The sequence below is a fragment of the Pseudomonas sp. K5002 genome (assembly GCF_013386655.1).
Lineage (GTDB): Bacteria > Pseudomonadota > Gammaproteobacteria > Pseudomonadales > Pseudomonadaceae > Aquipseudomonas.
The window spans coordinates 1-22,203 of sequence record NZ_JACARK010000251.1; the positions used below are offsets into that span (position 1 = coordinate 1).

Annotated in this window: 20 protein-coding genes, 1 tRNA gene, 1 pseudogene and 1 riboswitch; of the genes and pseudogenes, 13 read left to right on the plus strand and 9 right to left on the minus strand. The window is 57.6% G+C overall.

Annotated features, from left to right (window positions below):
• Positions 1-423, plus strand: a 423-nt coding sequence (locus HX846_RS13210) for a 3-hydroxyacyl-CoA dehydrogenase family protein (protein WP_256739812.1), incomplete at its 5' end; no start/stop codon positions are given.
• A gap of 26 nt (positions 424-449) precedes the next feature.
• Complete coding sequence (locus HX846_RS13215) at positions 450-1,682, plus strand: CaiB/BaiF CoA-transferase family protein (protein ID WP_003216714.1); 1,233 nt, start codon at positions 450-452, stop codon at positions 1,680-1,682.
• Between the two features lie 42 nt (positions 1,683-1,724).
• Here HX846_RS13215 and HX846_RS13220 read toward each other — a convergent pair whose 3' ends face one another.
• Positions 1,725-3,107, minus strand: coding sequence for a glycerophosphodiester phosphodiesterase family protein (locus HX846_RS13220; protein ID WP_178965527.1), 1,383 nt, complete (start codon positions 3,105-3,107; stop codon positions 1,725-1,727).
• A 176-nt stretch (positions 3,108-3,283) separates the two neighbouring features.
• Between HX846_RS13220 and HX846_RS13225 the strand changes: the two genes are divergently transcribed.
• From HX846_RS13225 to HX846_RS13250, 6 genes are all read left to right on the plus strand, one after another.
• Positions 3,284-3,359 (plus strand) — tRNA-Asn (locus HX846_RS13225).
• Positions 3,360-3,521: 162 nt separating this feature from the next.
• Entirely contained in the window at positions 3,522-4,844 is a 1,323-nt protein-coding gene (locus tag HX846_RS13230) for an integrase arm-type DNA-binding domain-containing protein (protein ID WP_178965528.1), read from the plus strand.
• Between the two features lie 673 nt (positions 4,845-5,517).
• Entirely contained in the window at positions 5,518-6,498 is a 981-nt protein-coding gene (locus HX846_RS13235; RefSeq protein ID WP_087692950.1) for an integrase domain-containing protein, read from the plus strand.
• Positions 6,495-6,770 (plus strand): hypothetical protein, encoded by a 276-nt coding sequence (locus HX846_RS13240; RefSeq protein ID WP_087692949.1) that lies wholly within the window; start codon positions 6,495-6,497, stop codon positions 6,768-6,770. Before HX846_RS13235 ends, HX846_RS13240 begins: the two co-directional genes overlap by 4 nt.
• A 152-nt stretch (positions 6,771-6,922) precedes the next feature.
• Positions 6,923-7,062: riboswitch (adenosylcobalamin (AdoCbl) riboswitch) on the plus strand.
• A gap of 1 nt (position 7,063) precedes the next feature.
• Positions 7,064-7,276 (plus strand): CbtB-domain containing protein, encoded by a 213-nt coding sequence (locus HX846_RS13245; protein ID WP_087692948.1) that lies wholly within the window; start codon positions 7,064-7,066, stop codon positions 7,274-7,276.
• Positions 7,277-7,294: 18 nt separating this feature from the next.
• The gene (locus HX846_RS13250; protein WP_087692947.1) at positions 7,295-8,026 is read left to right on the plus strand and encodes a CbtA family protein; all 732 of its coding nucleotides are present in this window, start codon (positions 7,295-7,297) and stop codon (positions 8,024-8,026) included.
• A gap of 67 nt (positions 8,027-8,093) precedes the next feature.
• Here the strand turns inward: HX846_RS13250 and HX846_RS13255 are convergent, their stop codons facing one another.
• The 5 genes and pseudogenes from HX846_RS13255 to HX846_RS13275 all read right to left on the minus strand — a co-directional run bounded on the left by HX846_RS13255 (position 8,094) and on the right by HX846_RS13275 (position 13,406).
• Positions 8,094-8,621: a flavin reductase family protein gene (locus HX846_RS13255; protein WP_087692946.1), complete on the minus strand. Its 528-nt coding sequence runs from the start codon at positions 8,619-8,621 to the stop codon at positions 8,094-8,096.
• An 8-nt stretch (positions 8,622-8,629) separates the two neighbouring features.
• Positions 8,630-9,658, minus strand: coding sequence for a methionine synthase (locus tag HX846_RS13260; protein ID WP_087692945.1), 1,029 nt, complete (start codon positions 9,656-9,658; stop codon positions 8,630-8,632).
• A 24-nt stretch (positions 9,659-9,682) separates the two neighbouring features.
• A complete protein-coding gene (locus tag HX846_RS13265; protein ID WP_087692944.1) occupies positions 9,683-10,666 on the minus strand; it encodes a DUF1852 domain-containing protein in 984 nt (327 codons plus the stop codon).
• A gap of 490 nt (positions 10,667-11,156) precedes the next feature.
• A pseudogene (locus tag HX846_RS13270) lies at positions 11,157-12,619 on the minus strand (methylenetetrahydrofolate reductase C-terminal domain-containing protein).
• A 112-nt stretch (positions 12,620-12,731) separates the two neighbouring features.
• Positions 12,732-13,406, minus strand: coding sequence for an epoxyqueuosine reductase QueH (locus HX846_RS13275; protein WP_087692942.1), 675 nt, complete (start codon positions 13,404-13,406; stop codon positions 12,732-12,734).
• Between the two features lie 182 nt (positions 13,407-13,588).
• Between HX846_RS13275 and HX846_RS13280 the strand changes: the two genes are divergently transcribed.
• The gene (locus HX846_RS13280; protein ID WP_087692965.1) at positions 13,589-14,509 is read left to right on the plus strand and encodes a LysR family transcriptional regulator; all 921 of its coding nucleotides are present in this window, start codon (positions 13,589-13,591) and stop codon (positions 14,507-14,509) included.
• Positions 14,510-15,114: 605 nt separating this feature from the next.
• Here the strand turns inward: HX846_RS13280 and HX846_RS13285 are convergent.
• Entirely contained in the window at positions 15,115-15,378 is a 264-nt protein-coding gene (locus HX846_RS13285; RefSeq protein ID WP_178965529.1) for an Ada metal-binding domain-containing protein, read from the minus strand.
• A gap of 152 nt (positions 15,379-15,530) precedes the next feature.
• Here HX846_RS13285 and HX846_RS13290 point away from each other — a divergent pair, with 152 nt between their 5' ends.
• Entirely contained in the window at positions 15,531-17,576 is a 2,046-nt protein-coding gene (locus tag HX846_RS13290) for a prolyl oligopeptidase family protein (RefSeq protein ID WP_178965530.1), read from the plus strand.
• Here the strand turns inward: HX846_RS13290 and mug are convergent.
• Together mug and HX846_RS13300 are read right to left on the minus strand one after the other, a co-directional pair.
• On the minus strand, positions 17,563-18,078 hold the full coding sequence (gene mug / locus HX846_RS13295) for a G/U mismatch-specific DNA glycosylase (protein WP_102368472.1): 516 nt from the start codon (positions 18,076-18,078) through the stop codon (positions 17,563-17,565). The two genes, HX846_RS13290 and mug, sit on opposite strands and share 14 nt — an antisense overlap.
• Positions 18,075-18,698: a TetR/AcrR family transcriptional regulator gene (locus HX846_RS13300; protein WP_003216516.1), complete on the minus strand. Its 624-nt coding sequence runs from the start codon at positions 18,696-18,698 to the stop codon at positions 18,075-18,077. Before HX846_RS13300 ends, mug begins: the two co-directional genes overlap by 4 nt.
• A 104-nt stretch (positions 18,699-18,802) precedes the next feature.
• Here HX846_RS13300 and HX846_RS13305 point away from each other — a divergent pair, with 104 nt between their 5' ends.
• The 3 genes from HX846_RS13305 to HX846_RS13315 all read left to right on the plus strand — a co-directional run.
• Positions 18,803-19,834, plus strand: a complete 1,032-nt coding sequence (locus tag HX846_RS13305) for an HlyD family secretion protein (protein ID WP_003216514.1) — start codon at positions 18,803-18,805, stop codon at positions 19,832-19,834.
• Positions 19,831-21,285 carry an MFS transporter gene (locus HX846_RS13310; protein WP_177009478.1) on the plus strand — a complete coding sequence of 485 codons (1,455 nt, stop codon included), beginning with the start codon at positions 19,831-19,833 and terminating at the stop codon, positions 21,283-21,285. The genes HX846_RS13305 and HX846_RS13310 overlap by 4 nt, the downstream gene beginning before the upstream one ends.
• 18 nt (positions 21,286-21,303) lie before the next feature.
• The coding region (locus tag HX846_RS13315; protein ID WP_178965531.1) for an efflux transporter outer membrane subunit at positions 21,304-22,203 on the plus strand (900 nt) is incomplete at its 3' end.

Below are 22,203 nucleotides of genomic sequence, written 5' to 3' on the forward strand. Positions count from 1 at the left end.
ATCGACCTGCTGACCGACCTGTCGCGCCACCGCACCCTGATGCAAAACCCGCTGACGTCCACCGCCACCCGCGATGCCGCCCACGCGTTGCTCGCCAGTGACGGTGTAGGTGTGACAGTGATCAGCGACAGCGTCGGCTTCGTTGCCCAGCGCACCCTGGCGATGGTGGTCAACCTGGCCTGCGATATCGCCCAGCAACGCATCGCCAGCGTCGACGACATTGACCAGGCCGTACAACTCGGCCTGGGTTATCCACAAGGCCCGCTCGCCTGGGGCGATGCCCTCGGGCCACGGCGCATCCTCACGATTTTGCAACGCATGAGCGAACTTACCCACGACCCACGTTATCGCCCCAGCCCCTGGCTGCGGCGGCGTGCGGCGCTGGGGATTTCCCTGCGTCATGAAGAGCCGGCAGTCGGCTGATTTCGATTCATCACAGGACAAGAATAATGGGTGCATTGACAGGTTTGCGGGTGCTGGACTTAAGCCGGGTATTGGCCGGGCCCTGGTGTGGCCAGGTGTTGGCCGACCTGGGCGCGGAAGTGATCAAGATCGAACGGCCACAGAGTGGCGACGATACCCGCGGCTGGGGCCCGCCGTGGATGAAGACCGACACCGGCGAGTCGTCCGGGCAGGCGTCTTATTACCAGTCCACCAACCGCGGCAAACTATCCGTGGCCATTGACCTGGCCACCAGCGAAGGCCAGGAACTGGTGCGGGCCCTGGCGGCCAGCTCCGACGTACTGATCGAAAACTACAAGGCCGGTTCCCTGGCGCGTTATGGCCTGGATTACGCGACCCTGGCCGAGATCAATCCACGGTTGGTGTACTGCTCCATCACCGGCTTCGGCCAGACCGGCCCGCGCGCCGAAGAACCCGGCTACGACTTCATCATCCAGGGCATCGGCGGCCTGATGAGCATCACCGGCGAACGCGACGACCTGCCCGGCGGCGGCCCGCAAAAAGTCGGCGTGGCGTTCTCCGACCTGATGACCGGCCTGTATTCCACCGTCGCGATCCAGGCCGCGCTGCTCAGCCGCGAACGCACCGGCGTTGGCCAACACATCGACATGGCGCTGCTGGACGTACAAGTGGCAACCCTGGCCAACCAGAGCATGAACTACCTGGCCTCGGGCAAGGTGCCGCAGCGTTTCGGCAACGCCCACGCCAACATCGTGCCGTACCAGGTGTTCCGCGCCGCCGACCGCGACTTCATTATTGCCTGCGGCAACGACAGCCAGTTTGTAGCGCTGTGCCACAGCATCGGTTTGCCGCACCTGCCGGAAGACCCGCGCTTTCGGCGCAATGCCGATCGGGTTGCGCATCGGGCGGAGATTGTCGAACTGTTGTCGGCGCACTTTCTGGGGCGCACGGCGGACGAGTGGGTGGCGAGTATTCACGCCTCGAAAGTACCGGTGGGGGCGATCAACAACATCGCGCAATCCCTGGAAGAGCCGCAGGTGATTGCCCGTGGGTTGATGGTGAAGATCCCGCATCCCAGGAATCCGCAGTTCGAGATGGTCGGCAGCCCGATCAAGATGTCGGGCACGCCGGTAGAGTATGTAAGGCCGGCGCCGATGTTGGGGCAGCATACCGATGAGGTACTGGGCGAGCGCCTCGGGTTGTCGGCAGAGCAGTTGGGGCAGCTCAAGGCAGGAGGGGTGATTGAGCAACTCGACTGAAGGATGGCGGCCCATAAGGCCGCCATCTTTGCGCACGACTTTTTAGCGCGCGACTTCTTTAAGGTAGGCAGTTCGGGCCGCAACGGCAGTCGGCGTGAAATCCGTAAACACACCGTCAACACCGGCGCGGAAAAAGGCCATGTATTCCGCCGCCGGGTTGCCCTTGTAGGCACCTGCCAGGTATTTGGCTTCGTTGCGGAAGGTGAAAATATGCACGAACAGGCCGGCCTTGTGCGCATCGCTGATCAGGCTGGTGGGCTTGAAGGTATCGACCTCGGGCAAGCCGGGGTTATGCGCTGAAGCGGCGGTCAGCGACATCGCTTGCGGCTTCCATGGCCCGATGCCGTCGGCATAGGTCTTGACCTCGGCCAGCCCGGCCGGGGTCAGCATCGCACCAAAGGCGCGTGGGTCGCCGGCGACGGTCCAGCTGTAGGGGCGGCCGCTGACGAAGGTGTTGGGTTTGTCGGTGATGAAAATGGTCTCGCCGGTCTTGAAGTTCACCCCGTTCCCATCCACCAGTTGAACCGCCCTGGTTTGCAGGCCGATGGAGCGCAGGTATTTCAGGCTGTTCGGGTCGAAGCTCTGCACGAACACCGGCGCGTCTTTGCGATTGAGGTTGTTGTCTTCAAGGGTCTTGAGAAACGCCGCTTCGAACGGATGACTGCCCGGCGAGCCGCAGCCGTTGGCGATGGCCTGGGCATTGTTCCAGATCGGGTTCTTGCTTTCCGGGTAGGTGGTAATCACGCGGCCCGTGGCGGCGCTTTTGGCTTTCGCGATGTCGATCACTTCCTGGAAACTCAGGATCGGCAGCTTGCCGTTGAGTTCGGTCGGGCGCTCGTCGCGGGCATCATACGTCGTGCCGCCGATCCATTGCTTGAGTTCGGCCAGGGTGAAATCGCTGATTGACCAGTCGTTGGTATGGTCTTCGCCATCCACGATCAAGGACTTCAACACGGATTTTGGATCGTTGGGGTCAGTCAGATCACTCAGGTACTGGGCCGGGCCATTTTCTGCAGTGGCCGGATACCTGACGTTAACCAGTACACCCGGCACCGTGCGCTTGCGGCGTGCAACTTCGGGATTGGTCTTCGCGACGTCGCTGATGTTGGTGTTGTCGCTCAACCAGGGATTGTGCCGGGCCACCAATACACAGTCCTTGGTCATGTGCAGGTCCAGCTCCAGCGAATCCGCACCAGCGTCGGCTGCATGCTCGTAGGAGGCCCGGGTTTCTTCCGGGTACAGTCCTGGCAGGCCGCGATGGCCGATAACCAGCGGCGGTGCGCCGTCCAGGGTTTTGAAGGAACCAGAGGCGGCAGGCGCGCTTCCGGTCACACTGTCACACGCGCTCACCGTCAGGCTGCATCCGATAACGATAAAACGGGCAAGCAGGGTTTTTACCGCTGGCGGGCCTGAGCGAGTGTGCATGTGTCGTCCTTCAAGAAGAGGGTAGGGGCGGGGTATCTGCGGATGTTGGCGTTGACGTATGACAGCGTCGTGACAGGAAGTGGCGTGGTGATTTTCCAGCGCGGCGCACCTGGGGTGAAGCAAAAATCTCACTGAATGCTTGACTTCTCCTTTTCAATCAGTAGCATACGGCGCATTCCGCGATAGCTCAGTTGGTAGAGCAAATGACTGTTAATCATTGGGTCCCTGGTTCGAGTCCAGGTCGTGGAGCCATACAAGGTTCCAGAGAAGGCTTTCAAAATCTCTGAAACCCCCGAAAAACCCGCCTTCTGGCGGGTTTTTTCATTTTGGCGTTCTGTCGGATTCCGGTGGGTACCAGCCATTTTAAGGGTAGAGTTTGGGATAAAGGTCAGTTCGATAATAGGGAGTACCCTTATGTCGCGCACTACTGCTCCACTCTCCGACGCCGCTTGCCGTTCGGCCAAGCCCACAGACCGCGCCTACAAGCTTTTCGACGGCGACGGCCTTTACCTTCTAGTCCAACCCAATAGCCGCAAAGGCTGGCGTCTCAGATACGTCAAACCTGATGGCCGGGAAGGACTGACCTCATTCGGCAACTACCCCATCGTTGGCCTCGCGGATGCGCGCCGTAAGCGCTTGGAGGTCAAGCGAATGCTGGCGGATGGCATTGACCCCATAGGAGCCAAGAACCTAGCCAAGACGGACGCTCTGATCAAAGGCCGCACCTTTGAAAGCGTTGCCCTCGGCTGGCACACGGAAATGTCAGCCAAGTGGGCACCAGACTATTCCAAGACAGTGATGAATCGCCTCAAAACTCACCTCTTCCCGCTGATCGGCGCCCGCGCCATTGTTGACCTTGATACCCACGACCTGATGCGGCCCCTGGACGCGATTAAGAGGCGCGGAACGATAGACATTGCTTTAAGGGTACAAAACTACCTGCAGAGCATCATGCGCGAGGCAAAGCGCCTCCGGCTTATCACCGTAAACCCTGCTTACGACCTCGTAGGCTCGATCAAAGCCTCGCGAGTCATCCACCGCCCCGCCTTATCCTTATCGCGTTTGCCTGAATTGCAGGAACGGATCGACACTTATAAAGGCCGCGCACTTACCCGGCTGACGGTCTTGCTGTCGCTGCACGTGTTTGTACGCTCCAGCGAGCTGCGCTTCGCCCGCTGGAGCGAGTTCGACCTCAAACGTGGCGTCTGGGAAATACCCGACACGCGACCAGCGTTGGAAGGCGTACCCTTTTCCACAAGGGGTACGAAGATGGCAGGCGATATCCATCTTGTACCCTTATCGCCGCAAGCGATCGCCCTGCTCGAACAGATCTACGCAATCACAGGCAAATTTGACTTGGTGTTCGCAGGCGATACCAAATCTTGGAAACCAATGTCCGAAAACACGGTGAACAGCGCGCTTCGGAAGATGGGGTACGACACCAAATCCGAGATCTGTGGGCATGGGTTTCGTTCGATGGCCTGCAGCGCACTGATCGAGTCAGGTTTGTGGACAGACACAGCCATTGAGCGGCAGATGAGCCACAAGGAACGCAACAACGTCCGCGCCGCGTACATCCACAAGGCCGAGTTCATCGAAGAGCGCAGGCTGATCATGAACTGGTGGAGTCGCTACCTTGAGGCTAATCAGCAGAAGCATGTCAGCCCACGCGAATTCGCCAATCAGACGGGTGGGAATGTCACTCGCCTAAAAGCAAAACGTGGCGCAACTGAGTAAGCGCTCGGTCCTCATATCTCAGTGATCCGCTTTGTCCACGCGGGTCCATCCAAATAGGGCTGCAAAGCCGCCCTGTTTGGATGGACCTCCCTTAAAAAATCTAAAGCCCATATAGCTATCTGTGGAAAACCACCGATTTCCGCCGGTGAATAATTTCATCCACCACCGCAGAGCTCCGGAAAATTCGAGCCTTGACCCAAATTATCCACTTTGCCCGTCTCTTTCTCCCGGAAAGAGACGGGCACTCCTACCACTGCTGCAGCCCACCTCGTACAAGGCTTTGCGGCATTCCCCCTCGTGACAATCGGCGCGACAAACACCGAAGTCACCAGCAACAGCGATGCAGATGATGGTGCCGCAGCCCACGGAATGGACTGCACCTGACTGACAGTCAGGCATGCCCCAGTCATCGCATCACTGCCTTCACCCGACTCAGGATCTCGCGCATTGGTCTCGTCAGCCAGCGCAGCTTCCGCCCGCCCACTTCTTCGGAAGTGCTCAGGAGGCTAGATCATGAGATGCCCAAGCTCACGGTCGTAAAGAGCCGCCAGTCCCGCGTTAGTGGACAACCCTCACAGGTCGCAGGGGCCTTGATCCCTGATAACACTCAACATTCTTGGCGGGATGACGTGGGGACAGTTTTAAAAGTTTTGGCTTCGAGAGGACTTCTATCATGGCACTGGTGGGCAGGCGAGATGGACGCAATTTTGGCTATGGTCGGCAGTTGAGCTATGCCGGGCCGCAAGCGCTCAAAGACCTATTTGGCGGCGGACATTACGGCACGGTCAAGGCACACAGTGATCGGTGGCAGGCGTTTGTGCGCTGGTGTCGGTCGGAGGATGGGCTAGGGTTTAACGATGCGCGGCAGATAGATCGCCAAACCTTGCTGGACTACACCGGACATCTGCGCCAACAAGTTGGACAAGGTGAGCTGGCTATCGCCACTGCGCAAAACCGGTTGTCCAGTGTGAATCGAACCATGGCCGCGCTTCGCGGTGATCAGTATGTGAAAGTGCCGAGCCCGAGTGAGGCGCTGGGAATGCGACGCACCACTGTTCGTCGTTCAGTGCCGCAAGGCCAAGACCGCGAACAGGTGAAGCGGATCGTCGACGTGCTCTGCGAACACCAAATGCCGCGCGCGGCGGCGATCGCTCAGTTGGCACGAGCCACCGGCATGCGCTTACGCGAGGTCATATTGGCGGACCTACCGCGTTTAAAACGTGAGGCCGAACACTACGGCAAGATGAACATCCAGGATGTCACCAAAGGTGGCCGCTCAGGTGCGTCGGCCCCTCGCTGGATCACGGTGAACGATCAAATCCGCGGCGCTCTGGCATTCGCCCATCATGTCTCGCCTGACGGTAGCCACAACCTGTTAGCACCGCACGAAAGTTATCTGGACTTCACACAGAGCTCCGTCCGCCCCGTTCGAGACCTCCTCCATACGCACGAACTCAAAGGCTTTCACGACTTGCGGGCGGCCTATGCGTGTGAACGCTATGAACAGATCACCCATCATCTCGCGCCCATCAACGGTGGCCGCTGCTATCAGCTCGACCGACGGTTAGATCAGGAGGCCCGAGTACAAATCAGCGATGAACTCGGGCACGGCCGTATCGACGTGGTGTCGGCTTACATTGGCGGTCGAACATGAGCAAGGCATTCGATATGGAGCTGTTCCTGGCCGGCGTTCTGACCGGATCGCATTCCACACGCCAACGCCACCTTCGTCAGGCGGAGGCTATCCAAACAGCAATCGCTGAGCGATGGCAGCGCGACAACCCATGGACTTGGCAGAGAAAACACCTTGCGTGGTTTTTAAAGCACCACCTAAACCAGCGCACTGACTCGACGCGTTATTACTATTTGCTGACCATGCAATTACTCACTTATCGACTAGGAAAATCCTGGCAGTTCAACCGCTAAGCGAAGGTCAGAAAACAGCCAATAACCGTCACTCCGCTGCAAAATCTCCCTTCTCCATTCTTTGGAAAAAACTCAGCCTAAGCGGATATCGTGGTTCGTGCTGCACGGTAAAAATTCATGTGAGCTTAAGCAGGGAAGGACTACACTAGCGGAGTTGTATCCATTTATTACGAAGCAAGAAGTCGGTCTAACTCTGACGCGGTCGCGCCACTGTGGTCGGCTCATTGCCGAAAGCCAGACCTTTCTTCGATCCTTACCACCGTCAACGGGACGCGAAATCCCAGGAGGTTTTCGTGGCTTATACCGCTGCAACTGATACCGACATCTCCATCCCTACCATTCCTCTGGGTGAAGTGCTGCCTTGGGCAATCTTCGGTGGCCTGCTGCTAATGCTCGCGATCTACTTCGTCGGCGCCGAACAAGGCGCCACGGCGGTATTCAAAGGCATGTACGTGCACGAGTTCGTACACGATAGTCGTCATCTTCTGGGTTTCCCCTGCCACTGATTTCTTGAGGTATTTCACATGACTGGTCGTTTACTCGTCAGGGGCATGCTTGTCGGTCTAATTGCAGGCCTTCTGGCATTTGGATTCGCCAAAGTGTTTGGTGAGCCACAGGTGGACAAGGCGATTGCTTTCGAAGAAAGCATGGCGCATATGCACGGTGACGCCGAGGAAGAGGAGGAACTGGTTAGCCGCGACGTGCAGGGCAGCGCTGGCCTGCTAACTGGCGTTGTCGTGTACAGCGTATCGCTGGGCGGCATCTTCTCGCTGGTTTTCGCCTACGCGTTGGGTCGCATTGGCCGTGTCGGGCCTTGCGGTCTGGCAGCACTGCTGGCACTGACCGCGTTCGTGGCGGTGTTTCTTATTCCTGGCCTGAAGTATCCGCCGAATCCGCCTTCGGTTGGTAACCCAGACACAATCGGATTGCGCACTCAACTGTTCTTCCTGATCATGCTGGTGTCTGTGATCGGCGCCGTGATTTCGGTCAATGTGGGCCGCAAGCTGATCGGCCAAAACGGCATCTGGAGTGGCGCCATCAGTGGTGTCGCGCTTTATCTAGTCATCGTATCGGTCGCCGCTTACTTGTTCCCAACGATCAATGAGGTGCCAGACAACTTCTCTGCGGTACTGCTGTGGAAGTTCCGTACGGCGTCGTTAGGTATCCAGATCGTACTGTGGACTAGCCTAGGACTGATTTTCGGCAAGGTTGCCGAGTTGGCCCTATACCCATCTCGCAAGGCTGTAGGCGTCTAATTTGCTTTAACGCAGCATAAAGGAGTGGTTTGTGGCCACTCCGGTTACGCAGAAAAACGCTCGTCGCTCAAACTGCGCCATGCGCCGCCAGGTTGCGATACTGCCCTTTGAAATACAGCAATGGCTGTTCGGTATCAGCTTTTTGCAGATCCAAAGCTTTCACCTCACCAATCACGATCACGTGATCACCCGCGATATACTCGGCGTGAATCTCACAATCGAGCCAATGCAGGCTGCCATCGATGACCGGATTGCCCAGCGGCGATTCCTGCCATTCGATTCCCTGCCATTTATCCGTGCCTCGGCGAGCGAACTGGTTGGAAATCCCGGCCTGCTCACCGGACAAAATATTGACTGCGAACCGACCTGCCTCGCGAATCTTCGGATAGCTGGCCGAACTGCGCATGACGCTGAACGACACCAACGGCGGGTTCATCGAAACGCTATAGAACGACTGACAAGTAAAGCCAATCGGCTCATCACCGGTGTGCGATGTGATCACCGTAATACCGGAGGCGTAATGCCCGAGCGCCTCACGAAAGCTCACGGGCTCGATGGCAATAGCTGTAGCATTGGTAGCGGCAGTGAGTGACATCGCAGTTCCTAGTTCGACAGCTCTTTCCGAATGATCTCTGCGCCTGCACTCAACGCATTCAACTTGCCCCTTGCCACCTGACGAGGCAACGGAGCCATGCCGCAGTTGGTGCATGGATAGAGCTTGTCGGCATCGACGAACTGAAGTGCCTTGCGCAGGGTATTGGCAACCTCCTCGGGCGTCTCGATAGCATGGTTTGCCACATCAATGGCCCCCACCATTACTTTTTTGCCCCGAATGAGTTCGATCAAATCCATAGGGACGTGAGAGTTATGACATTCCAGCGAGACGATATCGATGCTGGATTTCTGCAACTTGGGGAACGCCTCTTCATATTGGCGCCATTCCGAACCAAGCGTTTTCTTCCAATCGGTGTTGGCCTTGATGCCGTAGCCGTAGCAAATATGCACGGCGGTTTCGCATTTAAGCCCTTCGATGGCTCGCTCCAAGGTGGCTACACCCCAGTCATTCACTTCGTCGAAGAACACGTTGAATGCGGGCTCATCGAACTGGATGATATCTACCCCGGCAGCCTCCAGCTCTCTGGCCTCCTGATTGAGAATCTTCGCAAATTCCCAAGCCAGTTTTTCACGGCTTTTATAGTGAGCATCGTAGAGGGTATCGATCATGGTCATTGGGCCAGGTAGGGCCCACTTGATCGGCTGCTTCGTCTGCTGGCGCAAAAATTTGGCGTCTTCGACGAACACCGGCTTTCTCCGAGCAACCGCACCTACAACCGTCGGCACGCTGGCATCGTAGCGATCTCGAATCCGGACGGTTTCACGATTCTCAAAATCGACACCTTCGAGATGCTCGATGAAGGTCGTCACAAAGTGCTGACGAGTCTGTTCGCCATCACTGACGATATCGATACCGGCCAGCTGTTGCTCCTGCAATGAGAGGCGCAGAGCGTCTTGTTTACCTTCAACTAGTTCTTCATCCTGCAATTTCCAGGGTGACCAAAGCGTTTCAGGTTGTGCAAGCCAGGAAGGTTTAGGCAGGCTACCAGCGGTCGAAGTAGGCAACAGTTTTTTCATTAAAAATGACCTTGATTTAAATTATTAAAGCGCGCAGCTAACAGACCACTGATCAAGAATGGCTTGATATGGCTTGATGAATTGTTCTTCGGCAAACTTTCCCTGTTCGGCAGCCAGTCGGCTACGCTCTTCTCGATCATAAACAATTCGAGTCAATGAGTAGTCCTGATGCTTCAAACTAGGCTGATAGAACTTTCCAGCTACGGAGTTCGCATTGTAAATCTCAGGACGGTAGATTTTCTGGAACGTATCCATTGTACTGATGGTGCCAATCAACTCAAGATCGGTGTAATCACCGAGCAAATCCTCTGAGAAGTAGAAAGCCAGTGGCGCAGCACTGTTCGGCGGCATGAAATAACGAACCTTCAAGCCCATTTTCCTGAAATACTCATCTGTCAAAGAGTACGCATCTTGCTGGTACTCAAAGCCCAGGACAGGGTGCTGGTTCTCGGTTCGCAGGTATGTCCGGGTACTTGATACGCTCAGGCAGATGACAGGTGGCTTGTCGAAATGATCTTTGTAAGCGCTTGAGTTGACGAAGCACTTAAACAGTTTGCCGTGCAAATCGCCAAAGTCATCTGGGGTGCTGAACTCCGACTGGTTCTTGTTGTGCTCCAGCAGTCTCACACTGAAGTCATAGTCTCGCACGTAGGATGAGAAATTATTACCTACAATGCCATTGATGCGTTCATTGGTTTTTCGATCAACAATGGTTGTCTTCAAAATCTCAATTAACGGAATAGGTTGGCCGCAACCTTCAGGATCAATTTTCATTTCAGCGGAGATAATGTCCAACTCGACCGCGTAACGATCACTGGTCGGATTATCCCAGTGCGCCAAAGCATTAAATCGATTGTCAATCATCTTTAAAGTGTTACGCAAATTCTCCTGACGACTCTCTCCTCTTGCTAAATTAGCAAAGTTGGTCGTAATGCGCGTATTGTCTGAGGGAAAGTAGTTTTCATCAAAACAAATTTTCTTGATAGCAAATGTGAATTCATTGTTCATCGTGACCTGCACCTATATTTTTGACAAGCCTGAACTGGCGCATTGCCTCTTTCAGCTTTGATCAACATTCTCTTCCTTCGCTCGACGGCCTGTAGATCAGCCACCGTGAAGTGCTGCACGCATTTTAAGCAGGCAGGCTACATGAACAAAAACGAATTGATTTCAAAAGAATATTAGTCACGCTCATGATGGCGTGTAGGCGCAGCGGTGAGGTCATCGTGGAGGCCCCTGTCGATCACCCCGTATACATCTGCATCGAGCAACCGTTGACGTCCTTCTTTTTGATACGTGTGAAAAACGTCGCTATGTACCAGAATATCCTGTGCTCGCACGTAAAAATACTCATGCTAGGCGATAGTGACCCGGCCATATCTGCGCGCTACCTGGTAGCGATTCTGCTTGACCGCTTCGATAACTAAAGGCGCTATCAGTTGTCTGGTCGATCCTGAATGCTCAATTCTCGGCTCATGCGCCTGCTGCTCTTTCGATTTCATTCGGATGCTTTTCCAGACTGCCTGGAATCGGCAGCAAACCAGTGTGGCCAGGAACTACGATGTCTACTGCCCAGCTCAACGCACGGAATCAAGCGATCTGCGAGAACTGGAAACTGACCTACTGACTTGGCGGTACGGTACTTCACACTGTGTACGCACTCCCGATCCCCGAACTCGCAACGGTTGAGTTGATTGCCGCCGCAGGGGCCATTGGCCAATCCTTTCGGACATGTTTCGGGACAGACATACAGCGTATCCTCAAGACGACACTGCCCGCAGGTGTTGCAGCCCATCACGGGACGTTTCAGATTTCGCTCCAATTGGTGCAACCATCGTTACCCCGTAGCGGAAGACCATACAGAGCGCTGTACGCTCCAGCCGAAAGCCTTGCTGAGCCCCGTGGTTCGACTGAAAAGGTGAGAATGGAAGGCCGACAATACGTGGTAGCGAAACGTTTCTTTCAGAGTCGCCTTCACGCTGGATTCGCCCCGATACCAATTGCCTCCAATGGGGTTAAAAGTGACTGCAACGTTGGCCATCCAAGTGCCAACTAGCTTCCCAAGCTGGCTGCCACTGTTTCAGGGAATCGATTTGGCTGACCCAAATGGAAATCCGCTGTTCCAACGCTACAAGCTCATCTGGCGTGTGGACACCGGACAGGTGGATTCCGGCATATCCCATCAACCGCAAGCCGACGATCTGGAGAGCCAAGCGATCAATGCAGCGCAAGTGTGCATGATCCTCTGAGATAGCTGCCTCAGCAGCCAGCGCTTTAAGCATAGAGGGGCTGATCACGATGCCAGGTACGCTGAAGCATGTTGGCGCGTTGCGGGGTTAACCCCATCACGCAAGCCAGAAGTGGCTTAGGCCTGTCCTGTTCAGCCATCCAAGCAAGCGCTTCCAAGTGCTTCTGGGTGTCGAAGCCGAGTTGTACAGTGAGAAAATCGGCACCCGCAGCAAGCTTCTTTTGTGCCTTGAGGTACTGGGCGCCGCCTTCCTCCTCGCAATATTTAAATGGATTGAGCGCAGCGCCCAACAGCCAGTCCGGGCGAGCCGCACGAACGATTTGCAGCGCGGGCACCGATTCGAGATAACGCACCGGGCGCTGGCCAGGCTCACGTCCTGACAATCGGTCGCCACTGATGAGCAGCAGCTGATTTACACCCAGGTTTTCCAGCCTGTCCAGTTGTGCCAACAGGTCGGAACGCTCGCGGTCTTTTCCAGAAAAATGAATGAGCACCGGAATTGGGCGTTTGAAAGCAGCACATGCGTCCACAGGGCCCACATCCAGGTTACCGCCAACACGGTCTGCCACGGCGGCGACGAGCGGCCACTCGTGAAGCCGTGCATGCTCCATGAGAGCCTCAAAAGCAGCAAAACGCTCCGATGATGGTTTGGGCACAAACTCAACGACGCAAGTGAATACGCCATCGTGCAGTGCTTCTTTCAACACACTCATGTTTTATCCGTATCGGAGAGATCTCATCATTCAGCCGCACATCCTCATCGGCTCCAGTGACGACATAAAGTGAGGAATTTTCCTTTTGCATATGAGTGCCGTTTCTGGCCGGTTACCTACCAACCGAGCCATCATCACGGTCATCCCCGTAATACTTCACGCCGATACGGATGATGTCTCGCCCTTGATCCTTGCGATGGTGATTGGTGTCTCGCAGTGAGTAGATACAGCCGCAGTATTCTTGTTGATAGAAACGCTCACGCTTGCTGATCTCGATCATCCGTGCCGAACCGCCCGCCTTGCGCCAGTTGTAATCCCAATAGCTGACTCCAGGATATTTCTGCGCGCTGCGGATACCGCTATCAGTGATCTGCTTCATATCCTTCCAACGAGAAATCCCTAGCGAGCTGCTGATCACGCTGAATCCATGCTCAAAGGCATACAGGGCCGTACGTTCAAAACGCATGTCAAAGCACATGGCGCAACGTACGCCGCGTTCAGGTTCATGCTCCATCCCTTTAGCACGAGCGAACCAGTTGTCGGTGTCATAGTCGGCATCCACAAACGGCACGTTGTGGTCTTCGGCAAAACGGATGTTCTCGTCCTTGCGCAGCAGGTACTCGCGTGCAGGGTGAATGTTCGGGTTGTAGAAGAAAATTGTGTAGTCGATCCCCGATGCCGTGATCGCTTCCATCACCTCTCCAGAGCAGGGAGCACAGCAAGAGTGGAGGAGCAGCTTATCGGCTCCATTCGGCAAGGTGAGTTGAGGTCGATCTACCGTTGTCATCGCGAGTTCTCAGCGGGATTTCCAGGTTCACAGTCGCCTCCCATACACGGAAATACGAGGAGGATTAACCCCTGAGAAGCAGGCGACTGCAATTCGTTTATCTCTAGACCCATTGTCGTCAATTAATCTATGGTGAGACAAACTAATTTTAGTCTATGACAACTCAAATTTTATTCATGATCATGATCGATATTCGTCATCTTAAAACCGTACAAACCATGCGTGACACCAACAGTCTGGTGGAGACGGCTGAGCGTTTGAACCTGACGCAGTCAGCCATTTCCCATCAGCTCAAAGAGCTGGAGGAGCGGATGGGTATGACATTGTTCGCGCGCAAGACCAAACCGATGCGCTTTACCAGTGCGGGTCTTAGATTGCTCAGGCTGGCGGATGAAGTGCTTCCATTGATGAGGGAAGCTGAGCGCGATTTCAGCCGGTTAGCGGGAGGCTCTGCTGGGCGTTTGCACCTGGCAATTGAGTGTCATAGCTGCTTCCAGTGGCTGATGCCAGCCATTGACGCCTTCAGGACCTCATGGCCTGAGGTGGAGATGGATCTGGCATCAGGTTTTTCATTCGCGCCGCTTCCAGCTTTAGCCCGAGGGGATCTGGATCTGGTCGTGACCTCCGATCCGATAAACCTGAGTGGCGTTACCTATGTGCCGCTGTTCATGTATGAAGCATTGCTGGCCGTGGATAACCATCATTCACTGGTTGGGAAAAGTATTATTCTGCCAATGGACTTGAAGCCCTTCACGTTGATCACCTATCCCGTCGACCGAGACCGGCTCGACATCTTCACTCGTTTCCTTGACCCCGCCGATGTCGAACCGCTCAACATACGAACCTCAGAAATGACCGTGATGATGATGCAACTCGTCGCATCTGGTAGAGGGATTTGCTGCCTACCAAACTGGGCCGTGCACGAATACACGTCTCGTGGATATGTCACAGCTCGACGCCTGGGCGACAAAGGCCTATTTCCCACTCTATTCGCTGCGGTGCGTACGGACATGCTGACCACACCCTACATGAGGGATTTTCTGCTGACGGCGAAAGACACATCATTCTCGACTCTAGAGGGCATCAGTCCCATTCGGGAATAGTCCTCCTGAATCGTAACCGTGGTGGTAGAGCCAGTTTGCTTCCCTAAGTTTCTACTTTGGGTCGATTGTTGCCGTTACTCAATGGTACCTTCTGGCCGACTCTTGCCCGTCGCGACCGGCAAAGAACGGCCAATTTCTGCCCATCGCAATCGTCAGCTTTGGGTTGCTCACTGCCGGTCACCTTCTCTACGAGTATCGGTCAAGTCGGATGCAAAAGATGGTCAGCATCAATGCCATTGATTAGCCGGCAGGAATGCAAACCACGAATCAAAACCTGTCGAAATTCAGGACGTCTTTTTCAATACCTAAACCACCCAACTAAAGTCCGTTTCTGACTGACACAGTGATCACGAGGAACGAACTACTGCACTGATCGGTAGGCGGGACGGACGCAACTGCCGTGCTCATGGGGATCCAAAGAGTTCGTATAAAATCCGGGCTTAATAAGGATAACCTTAGGGATAAATATTTTATAAGTCGACATAATTTACTTTTAAAACAGATGCTTAATCTTCTATTCGAGTCCAGGTCGTGGAGCCAGATAGTAAAAAAGCCTGCAGCGATGCAGGCTTTTTTTTGCCCGGAATTTGTCCCGGACACTCGATTCAGGCGTGCCCTCGAAACAGGCGATATTCGGCTGGCATGCACACCGCACAAGGACGAAATCCCGCGGCGACAGCCGTCGCTTCATCGAGAAAAAACACGCGATTTTTCACGTAGCCGCCACGCGCAATGGCTCCCAGCGCCGCACGACAGTCGAGCTTTCCATAGCGCTTGCCGCCTCGGTGGCCGCCCAGCGTTCCCGGCTCGGGGCTTGGGAAGGGGCTTGCGTCTGCGCCCATCAGCATCCATATGTTTTTGTCAGCCATCGCTTGTCCTCCTGCCGCACCAGCCTGCGGTACGTCCGCCATGTATCGCCGATCAGATCGGCTAGCGCACCCGGTTTCTTGCTTTTTTTATCACTCAAAAAGGCTCAAAGTCGGGCACGCTATCCATTTCTGCTTTTCGACAGGATTCGAACATGTCAAAACTTCCCGAAACGTCCAATGATCCCTACCAATGGCTTGAAGACGTCGACGGCACGCGTTCACTGGACTGGGTACGCGCCCAGAACCTCAAGACCGAAGACCGGCTCGCCCGCTCCGGCAGCTTCAAGCAAATCCAGGCCGAGGTGCTGGAGATACTGGACTCGGACAGCAACATCCCCTACGTCGATAAGGTCGGCGCCTATTACTACAACTTCTGGATGGACGCCGCCCACCCGCGGGGCCTGTGGCGTCGCACCACGCTGGCGGAGTACCGCAAGCCTCAGCCTGCCTGGGAAACGTTGCTGGACCTTGACGCACTGAACGCCGCCGAGGGCGAAAACTGGGTGTGGCACGGTGCTGATTTCTTGCGCCCGGACTACCAGCGCTGCCTGCTGGCACTGTCCCGTGGCGGCGCCGATGCGAATGTCACCCGCGAGTTTGATCTGGCCAGCAAGACCTGGGTCGAAGACGGCTTCCAGTTGCCCGAGTCCAAGGGCGGCCTGGGCTGGATCGACCGTGACAACGTCTATGTCTATACCGATTTTGGCGAAGGCACGATGACCCGTTCCGGTTACCCGCGCATCGTCAAGCAGTGGCAGCGCGGTACACCGCTGAGTGCCGCCAGTCTTGTCTATGAAGGCGCGCTGGATGATATGTACATCGCGGCGATGCACGACGACACGCCCGGCTACGAGCGTGACTTCGTCAGCCGCACGCTGGCGTTCTACAACAACGAGCTGTACCTGCGGGGCAGCGACAACCAGTTAAGCAAAATCGACGCGCCGAACTCGGCGGAAAAGTCGGTGTACAAAGACTGGCTGCTGCTGGAACTGCGGGAGGACTGGACGCTCGATGAGGTGTTCGTGGCCGGCTCGTTGCTGGCGATCCGGTTTGATCGCTTCATGGCAGGCCAGCGGGATTTCGAGGTGCTGTTCACCCCTACGGACAGCACCTCGCTGGCAGGGTTTTTCTGGACGCTGAATCACCTGGTGCTGAACGTACTGGATCACGTCAAGAACCGCCTCAGCGTCCTCACTCCCGGCGCGAACGGCTGGCAGCACAGCCCGTTCACCGGGGCGCCGAGCATGGGGACGGTGGGTGCCAGCGCAGTGGACAGCGACGACAGTGATGCCGTCTGGCTGGTGACCACTGACTACCTGACGCCGACCACCTTGTCGCTGGCCGAGATCGGTCATCCGCCCGAGGTACTGAAAACCCTGCCGGCCTTTTTCGATTCCAGCCAGCACGTGATCGAGCAGCACTTTGCGGTCTCCAGGGATGGCACTCGTGTGCCGTATTTCCTGGTGCTCGGCAAAGACCTGCCGCGCAACGGCACGGCGCCGACCTTGCTCTATGGTTACGGCGGCTTTGAATACTCCCTGACCCCGTATTACTCCGGGAAGGCAGGCCGCGCCTGGCTTTCGAAGGGCGGGGTGTACGTGGTTGCCAACATTCGCGGTGGCGGTGAATACGGCCCGCGCTGGCACCAGGCCGCACTCAAGCAGAACCGTCCGCGTGCCTACGAAGATTTTGCCGCAGTGGCCCGTGACCTGATCGACCGCGGGGTTACTTCGCCCCGACATCTGGGCGCGGAGGGTGGCAGCAACGGTGGTCTGTTGGTCGGCAATATGCTTACTCAATACCCGGAACTGTTCGGTGCAATCGTCTCCCAGGTGCCCTTGCTCGACATGCAGCGCTATCACCTCCTGTTGGCCGGGGCGTCGTGGATGGGGGAATACGGCAACCCGGACGTACCTGAAGAGTGGGCGTACATCCAGACGTTTTCTCCATACCACCTGTTCGATCCGGCGAAGGCCTACCCACCGGTGTTTTTCCTGACCTCGACCCGCGATGACCGGGTGCATCCAGCCCACGCCCGCAAACTGGCGGCGAAGATGATCGAGGCCGGCAAGGACGTGACGTACTACGAAAATATCGAAGGTGGGCACGGCGGGGCGGCAGACAATGCGCAGGCTGCGCATATGAGTGCGCTGGTCTACAGGTTTTTGTGGGAGAAGTTGAGTTCTAATCGGGACTGAGTGTTGCCAGCCTTAATTGCTGGTACGCCTGCACCAATTGGTCGAGCGTAAACCCAAGGTTCCTGCCGCTGGGATTGGGCAGAACCCACACCGCCGCACACCCCAAGGTGTGCGGTTGAAGTCCCCAGGCAATCTGCTTCTGCCCGCTCAACGCGCTATAGGCGGCCTTTCCCAGAAACGCCACATACCGTGGCGCGTAGCGTGCGATCTTGCGTTCAAAACTAGCCGCCGCCGCCCTGAATTCATCCGCCGACAACTGGTCCGCCCGGGCCGTAGGCCGCTCCACCACCGTGGTCAGTCCACACTGGTATTGCAGGATCGTGCGGTCGTTCTCCGGCTGCACTTCATGGGGCGTAAACCCGGCCAGGTGCAGCGTGCGCCAGAACCGATTGCTCCTGCCCATGAAGTGATGCCCGGTGGTGGCGGCCTTCAGCCCCGGGTTTATGCCGCAGAAAATCACGGCCAGGTGCTCGGCCAGAATGTCTTCCAGTCCTTCACTCATCCGCAGATGACCTGCACGGCATTGCGCGCCAGGGTGATCAATTCGGCGTGGGGTTTGCCCGCCCGTGCACGAATCGAAAGGCTGTGCACCAAAGACGCGGCGAGGACGGCGACGGCTGCCGGGTCTGCACCACCTTTCAACTCGCCGGCCTCGATGGCCGTGCGCAAGCGGGTTTCGAGATGGGCGTCGAGTGCGTCGAGGCGCTGCAAAAGCACGGCGCGAATCTCCGCATCCTCCACCGCTTCAGTGGTCGCGGTGCCGATGATAAAGCAGCCCCGTGGCTCGCCATCCCCCGAAAAGTAGATCGACAACTGGCCTTCATATAAGCGCATCAACGCCTCTGCGAGGGTCAGGCTCGGGTCGTCCAGCGCCTCGTCGATGGCGGCAGAAGCGAGACCCCAATACTGCTCAAGTGCCTTGAGGTAGATCGCGTGTTTGTCGCCGAACGCGGCGTACAGGCTTGGCCTGTTCATCCCGGCGGCGGTGGCGATGCTGTCCAGTGAGGCGCCGGAATAGCCGGTGCTCCAGAACACCCCGAGGGCTTTTTGCATTGCCGTTTCGGGGTCGTAGGCCCGTGGGCGGCCACGGCCTTTTGCCTCTGTGATCTTTTTTTGTGCCATGGCGTACAAAAATCCTTGAGTAGAGGTGGGTGGGTCGATATTCTTACATCATTGCACAAAATTAAGGCCTCAGAAATCCCGGGCTCAGCAAAGGTGATTCGATCATGAGCAATGCGTTGGAAAACACGACCCGCACCCCCTGGCGTTCACTGTTGATGGTGGGCTTTCCGGTACTCATTGCAGCGGCCGGGTATGTGTATTACCTCAAGGATGCGCCGTACGTATCCACCGATAACGCGTATGCCCGAGTGGCGAAGGCGTCGATCAATGCGCGGGTATCCGGGCAGGTCGTGGAGGTCGCTGTGGAGGACAACCAGTCGGTACACAAGGGTCAGGTACTGCTGCGTATCAACCCCGAGCCGTTCCAGGTCGCGGTCGAGCGTGCCCAGGCGCAATTGAGCGTGGCGCGCCTGCGGATTGAAGGCCTCAAGGCCAGCTACCGGCAACAGCAGGCAGAGTTGCAGGCGGCCAAGGAATCGGCGGGTTTCGACCAGAAGGAATTCGCCCGCAAAAAGGCCCTGGTGGCCACCGAGTTCGTGTCCCAGGCCGTGTTCGAACGGGCCGATACCGACCTGAAAGTCGCCCGGCAACGCGTAGCGTCCGTCGAGCAGCAGATCGCCAATACGGTGGTGGCGCTGAACGGCAATCCCGACATCGAAATCGACCGACACCCGGCGATTCGCGAGGCCCAGGCGCAGCTCGACGAGGCGCAACTCTACCTCTCGTACGCGACGGTCTATGCCCCCGACGACGGCGTGGTGGCCAAGGTGGATGACGTGCAGGTCGGCGATTACCTGAACAGCGGCGCGCCGGCCTTCGCCTTGCTGTCGCCCCGTCGCACCTGGGTCGAAGCCAACTTTCGCGAAACCCAGATGACCCATATGCGAGCCGGTCAGCAGGCAACCATCAAGCTCGACACTTACCCGGATCATCCCTTCAAGGCGCACATCACCAGCCTGAGCCCGGGCGCCGGTGCCGACTTCGCGCTGCTGCCGCCGGAAAACGCCACCGGCAACTGGGTCAAGGTGGTGCAGCGGGTGCCGGTGCGCCTGGAACTGGACGATGCCAACGCGGACTTGCCGCTGTTCTCCGGCACCAGCGCCACGGTGACGGTTGATATCAGGACCGGCCCATGAACGGCGCACGTACTCTCCGGTTTGCGGCGTTGCTGGTGACCTGGTTGCAGGCGGTCAACGTGTCGCTGCCGAACTCGGCCCTGCGGTTTGTGCAGGGCAGTTTGTCGATGACGGATGACGAGGCGGGGTGGATCTTCACGTCGTACCTGGCGGCCAGCGCGATTACATTGCCGGTGGCTCAGTGGCTTGCTGCGCGCTTCGGCGTGAAGGCGGTTTACCAGGCGGCGATGCTGATCTTCGCCCTCGGCCTGCTGCTCGCGACACAGGCCACCACCTCACTGCAATTCGTCGGCGCGCGGATCATCCAGGGGGCTGCCAGCGGCGTATTGGCGCCGCTGTCGATGGCCATCGCCCTGGAGACATTGGCCCCGACGCAACGGCCAAAATTCGGCCCGTCATGGACGGCGATCGGGTTGCTGGGGATTGTCAGCGGCCCGGCGATTGGCGGCTGGATCAGCGAGCATTTCGGCTGGCGCTGGATGTTCTACGCCAGCCTGCCGCTGTTGGCGTACACCTTCTTGATCGTGGCGATGTTGCAGCAGGAGAAGAAAGCCAACAGCGCTGCTGCGTTTGATTTCGCAGGCTTCGCCAGCTTCACCCTCGGCGTGATCGGCCTGCAAATGGTCCTCGACCGTGGCCAGCGCCTGGAGTGGTTCGACTCGCCCGAGATCTGGCTGGAAGCCGCCACCAGTGCTCTGGGGTTCTACCTGTTCGCAATGCACCGGTTCACCTCGAGCACACACTTCATCAGCAAGGGGTTGTTGCGCGACCGCAACTTCGTGCTGTCGACCATCCTGTTCTTCGCCGTCGGTTTCGTGCTGCTGCCGACCATGGCGATGACCTCGCCGATGCTGGATGAACTGCTGGGCTTCCCGCCCGACACCACAGGCTTCCTCACCATCCCCCGTGGCGTGGGGCTGCTGGGTGCGTTCTGGCTGATGAACAAGGTGCCTGCGCATCTCGACGGCCGCCCATTTGTGGTCGCCGGGATCGCCGTGGTGATCTACGCCAACCACTCGATGCTCGGCTATTCACCCTTGATGGACGGCTGGCCGGTGGCAGTGGCTGGCGCAATCCAGGGCGCGGGCCTGGGCCTGCTGATGCCGGCGCTTTCCCGGGTGGCGTTCAGCACCCTCGACCCGACGTTGCGCCCCGAAGGCAGCGGGCTGTTCAACCTGTCCCGCGTCTACGGCAGCACCCTGGGTGTGGCGGTGGTGCAGTGGTTCTTCTTCAACAACACCCAGGCGATGCACGTGGCGTTGGCCGGCCACCTGACTGTGCATTCGGTCCCCGCATCGACGCCCCTGGCGGGATTCGCCGCGCTGAACGAAGCCATCACCGGCCAGGCCGCCTTCATCGCGGTGGTCGGCCAATTCAAGATTCTGCTGTGGGCAATGCTGGTGGTGAGCCCGCTGGTGCTGCTGCTGCGTAAACCTGTCACGACCCACTAGTTTTCCGGAGTGTGCGTAATGAAATCCCATGGGCTTGTTATCACGGCCGTCATGACCCTGTCCGCGTGTTCGGTTGGCCCGGACTATAAGGCGCCGTCCGTTACCGCTTCGCCGCACTATGACGTGCAGGCTGAGCAGCACGTTTCCTTCAGTCAGAAGGTCAGCGTCGACTGGTGGTCGACCTTTCATTCCGAAACGCTCGACAGCGTGATGCGCCGGGCGATTGCCGGCAATCTTGAGCTGACGGCAGCGGACGCGACGTTGCGTCAGGCCGCCGCTTCGGTGGCTGCGGCCGAGGGTGCACTTTTCCCGCAGGTGGATTTCGCCGCGCAAGCGGGCCGCCAGCGCGTGCACAACGCCGCGCGGCCAGCGGTGACGAACTTCTATGGCGTCGGGCCGCAGGTCAGTTTCGACCTCGACGTATTCGGCGGCAATCAGCGCCGGGTCGAGCAACAGCAGGCATTAGCCGATTTCCAGCAGCATCGCTTCGAGGCGGCGTACCTGACGCTGACGGGCGACGTCGCCAGCCAGGCGTTGCTGATGGCCTCGGCCAGCGCGCAGATGGAAGCGGTGCAGACCTTGCTCGCCACCGACGCGAAAAACCTCGAACTGGTGCGCGCGGCGCAACACAGCGGCACGACGACGCAGCTCGATGTCTCCCTGGCCGAAACGCGACTGGCGCAGGACCGCACCCTGTTGCCACCACTCGCCCAGCAGTGCGATGCGGCGCGGCATGCGCTGTCGATCCTGGCGGGCAAGGGCCCGGCGGATTGGCGCGCACCGGATTTCGAACTGGCTGGATTTGCCTCGGCCTCCACGCTGCCGGTCAGCTTGCCGTCCGAACTGGCCCACGACCGCCCGGACGTGCTGCAAGCCGAAGCCGAATTGCATGCGGCCAGCGCGGCGGTCGGCGTGGCC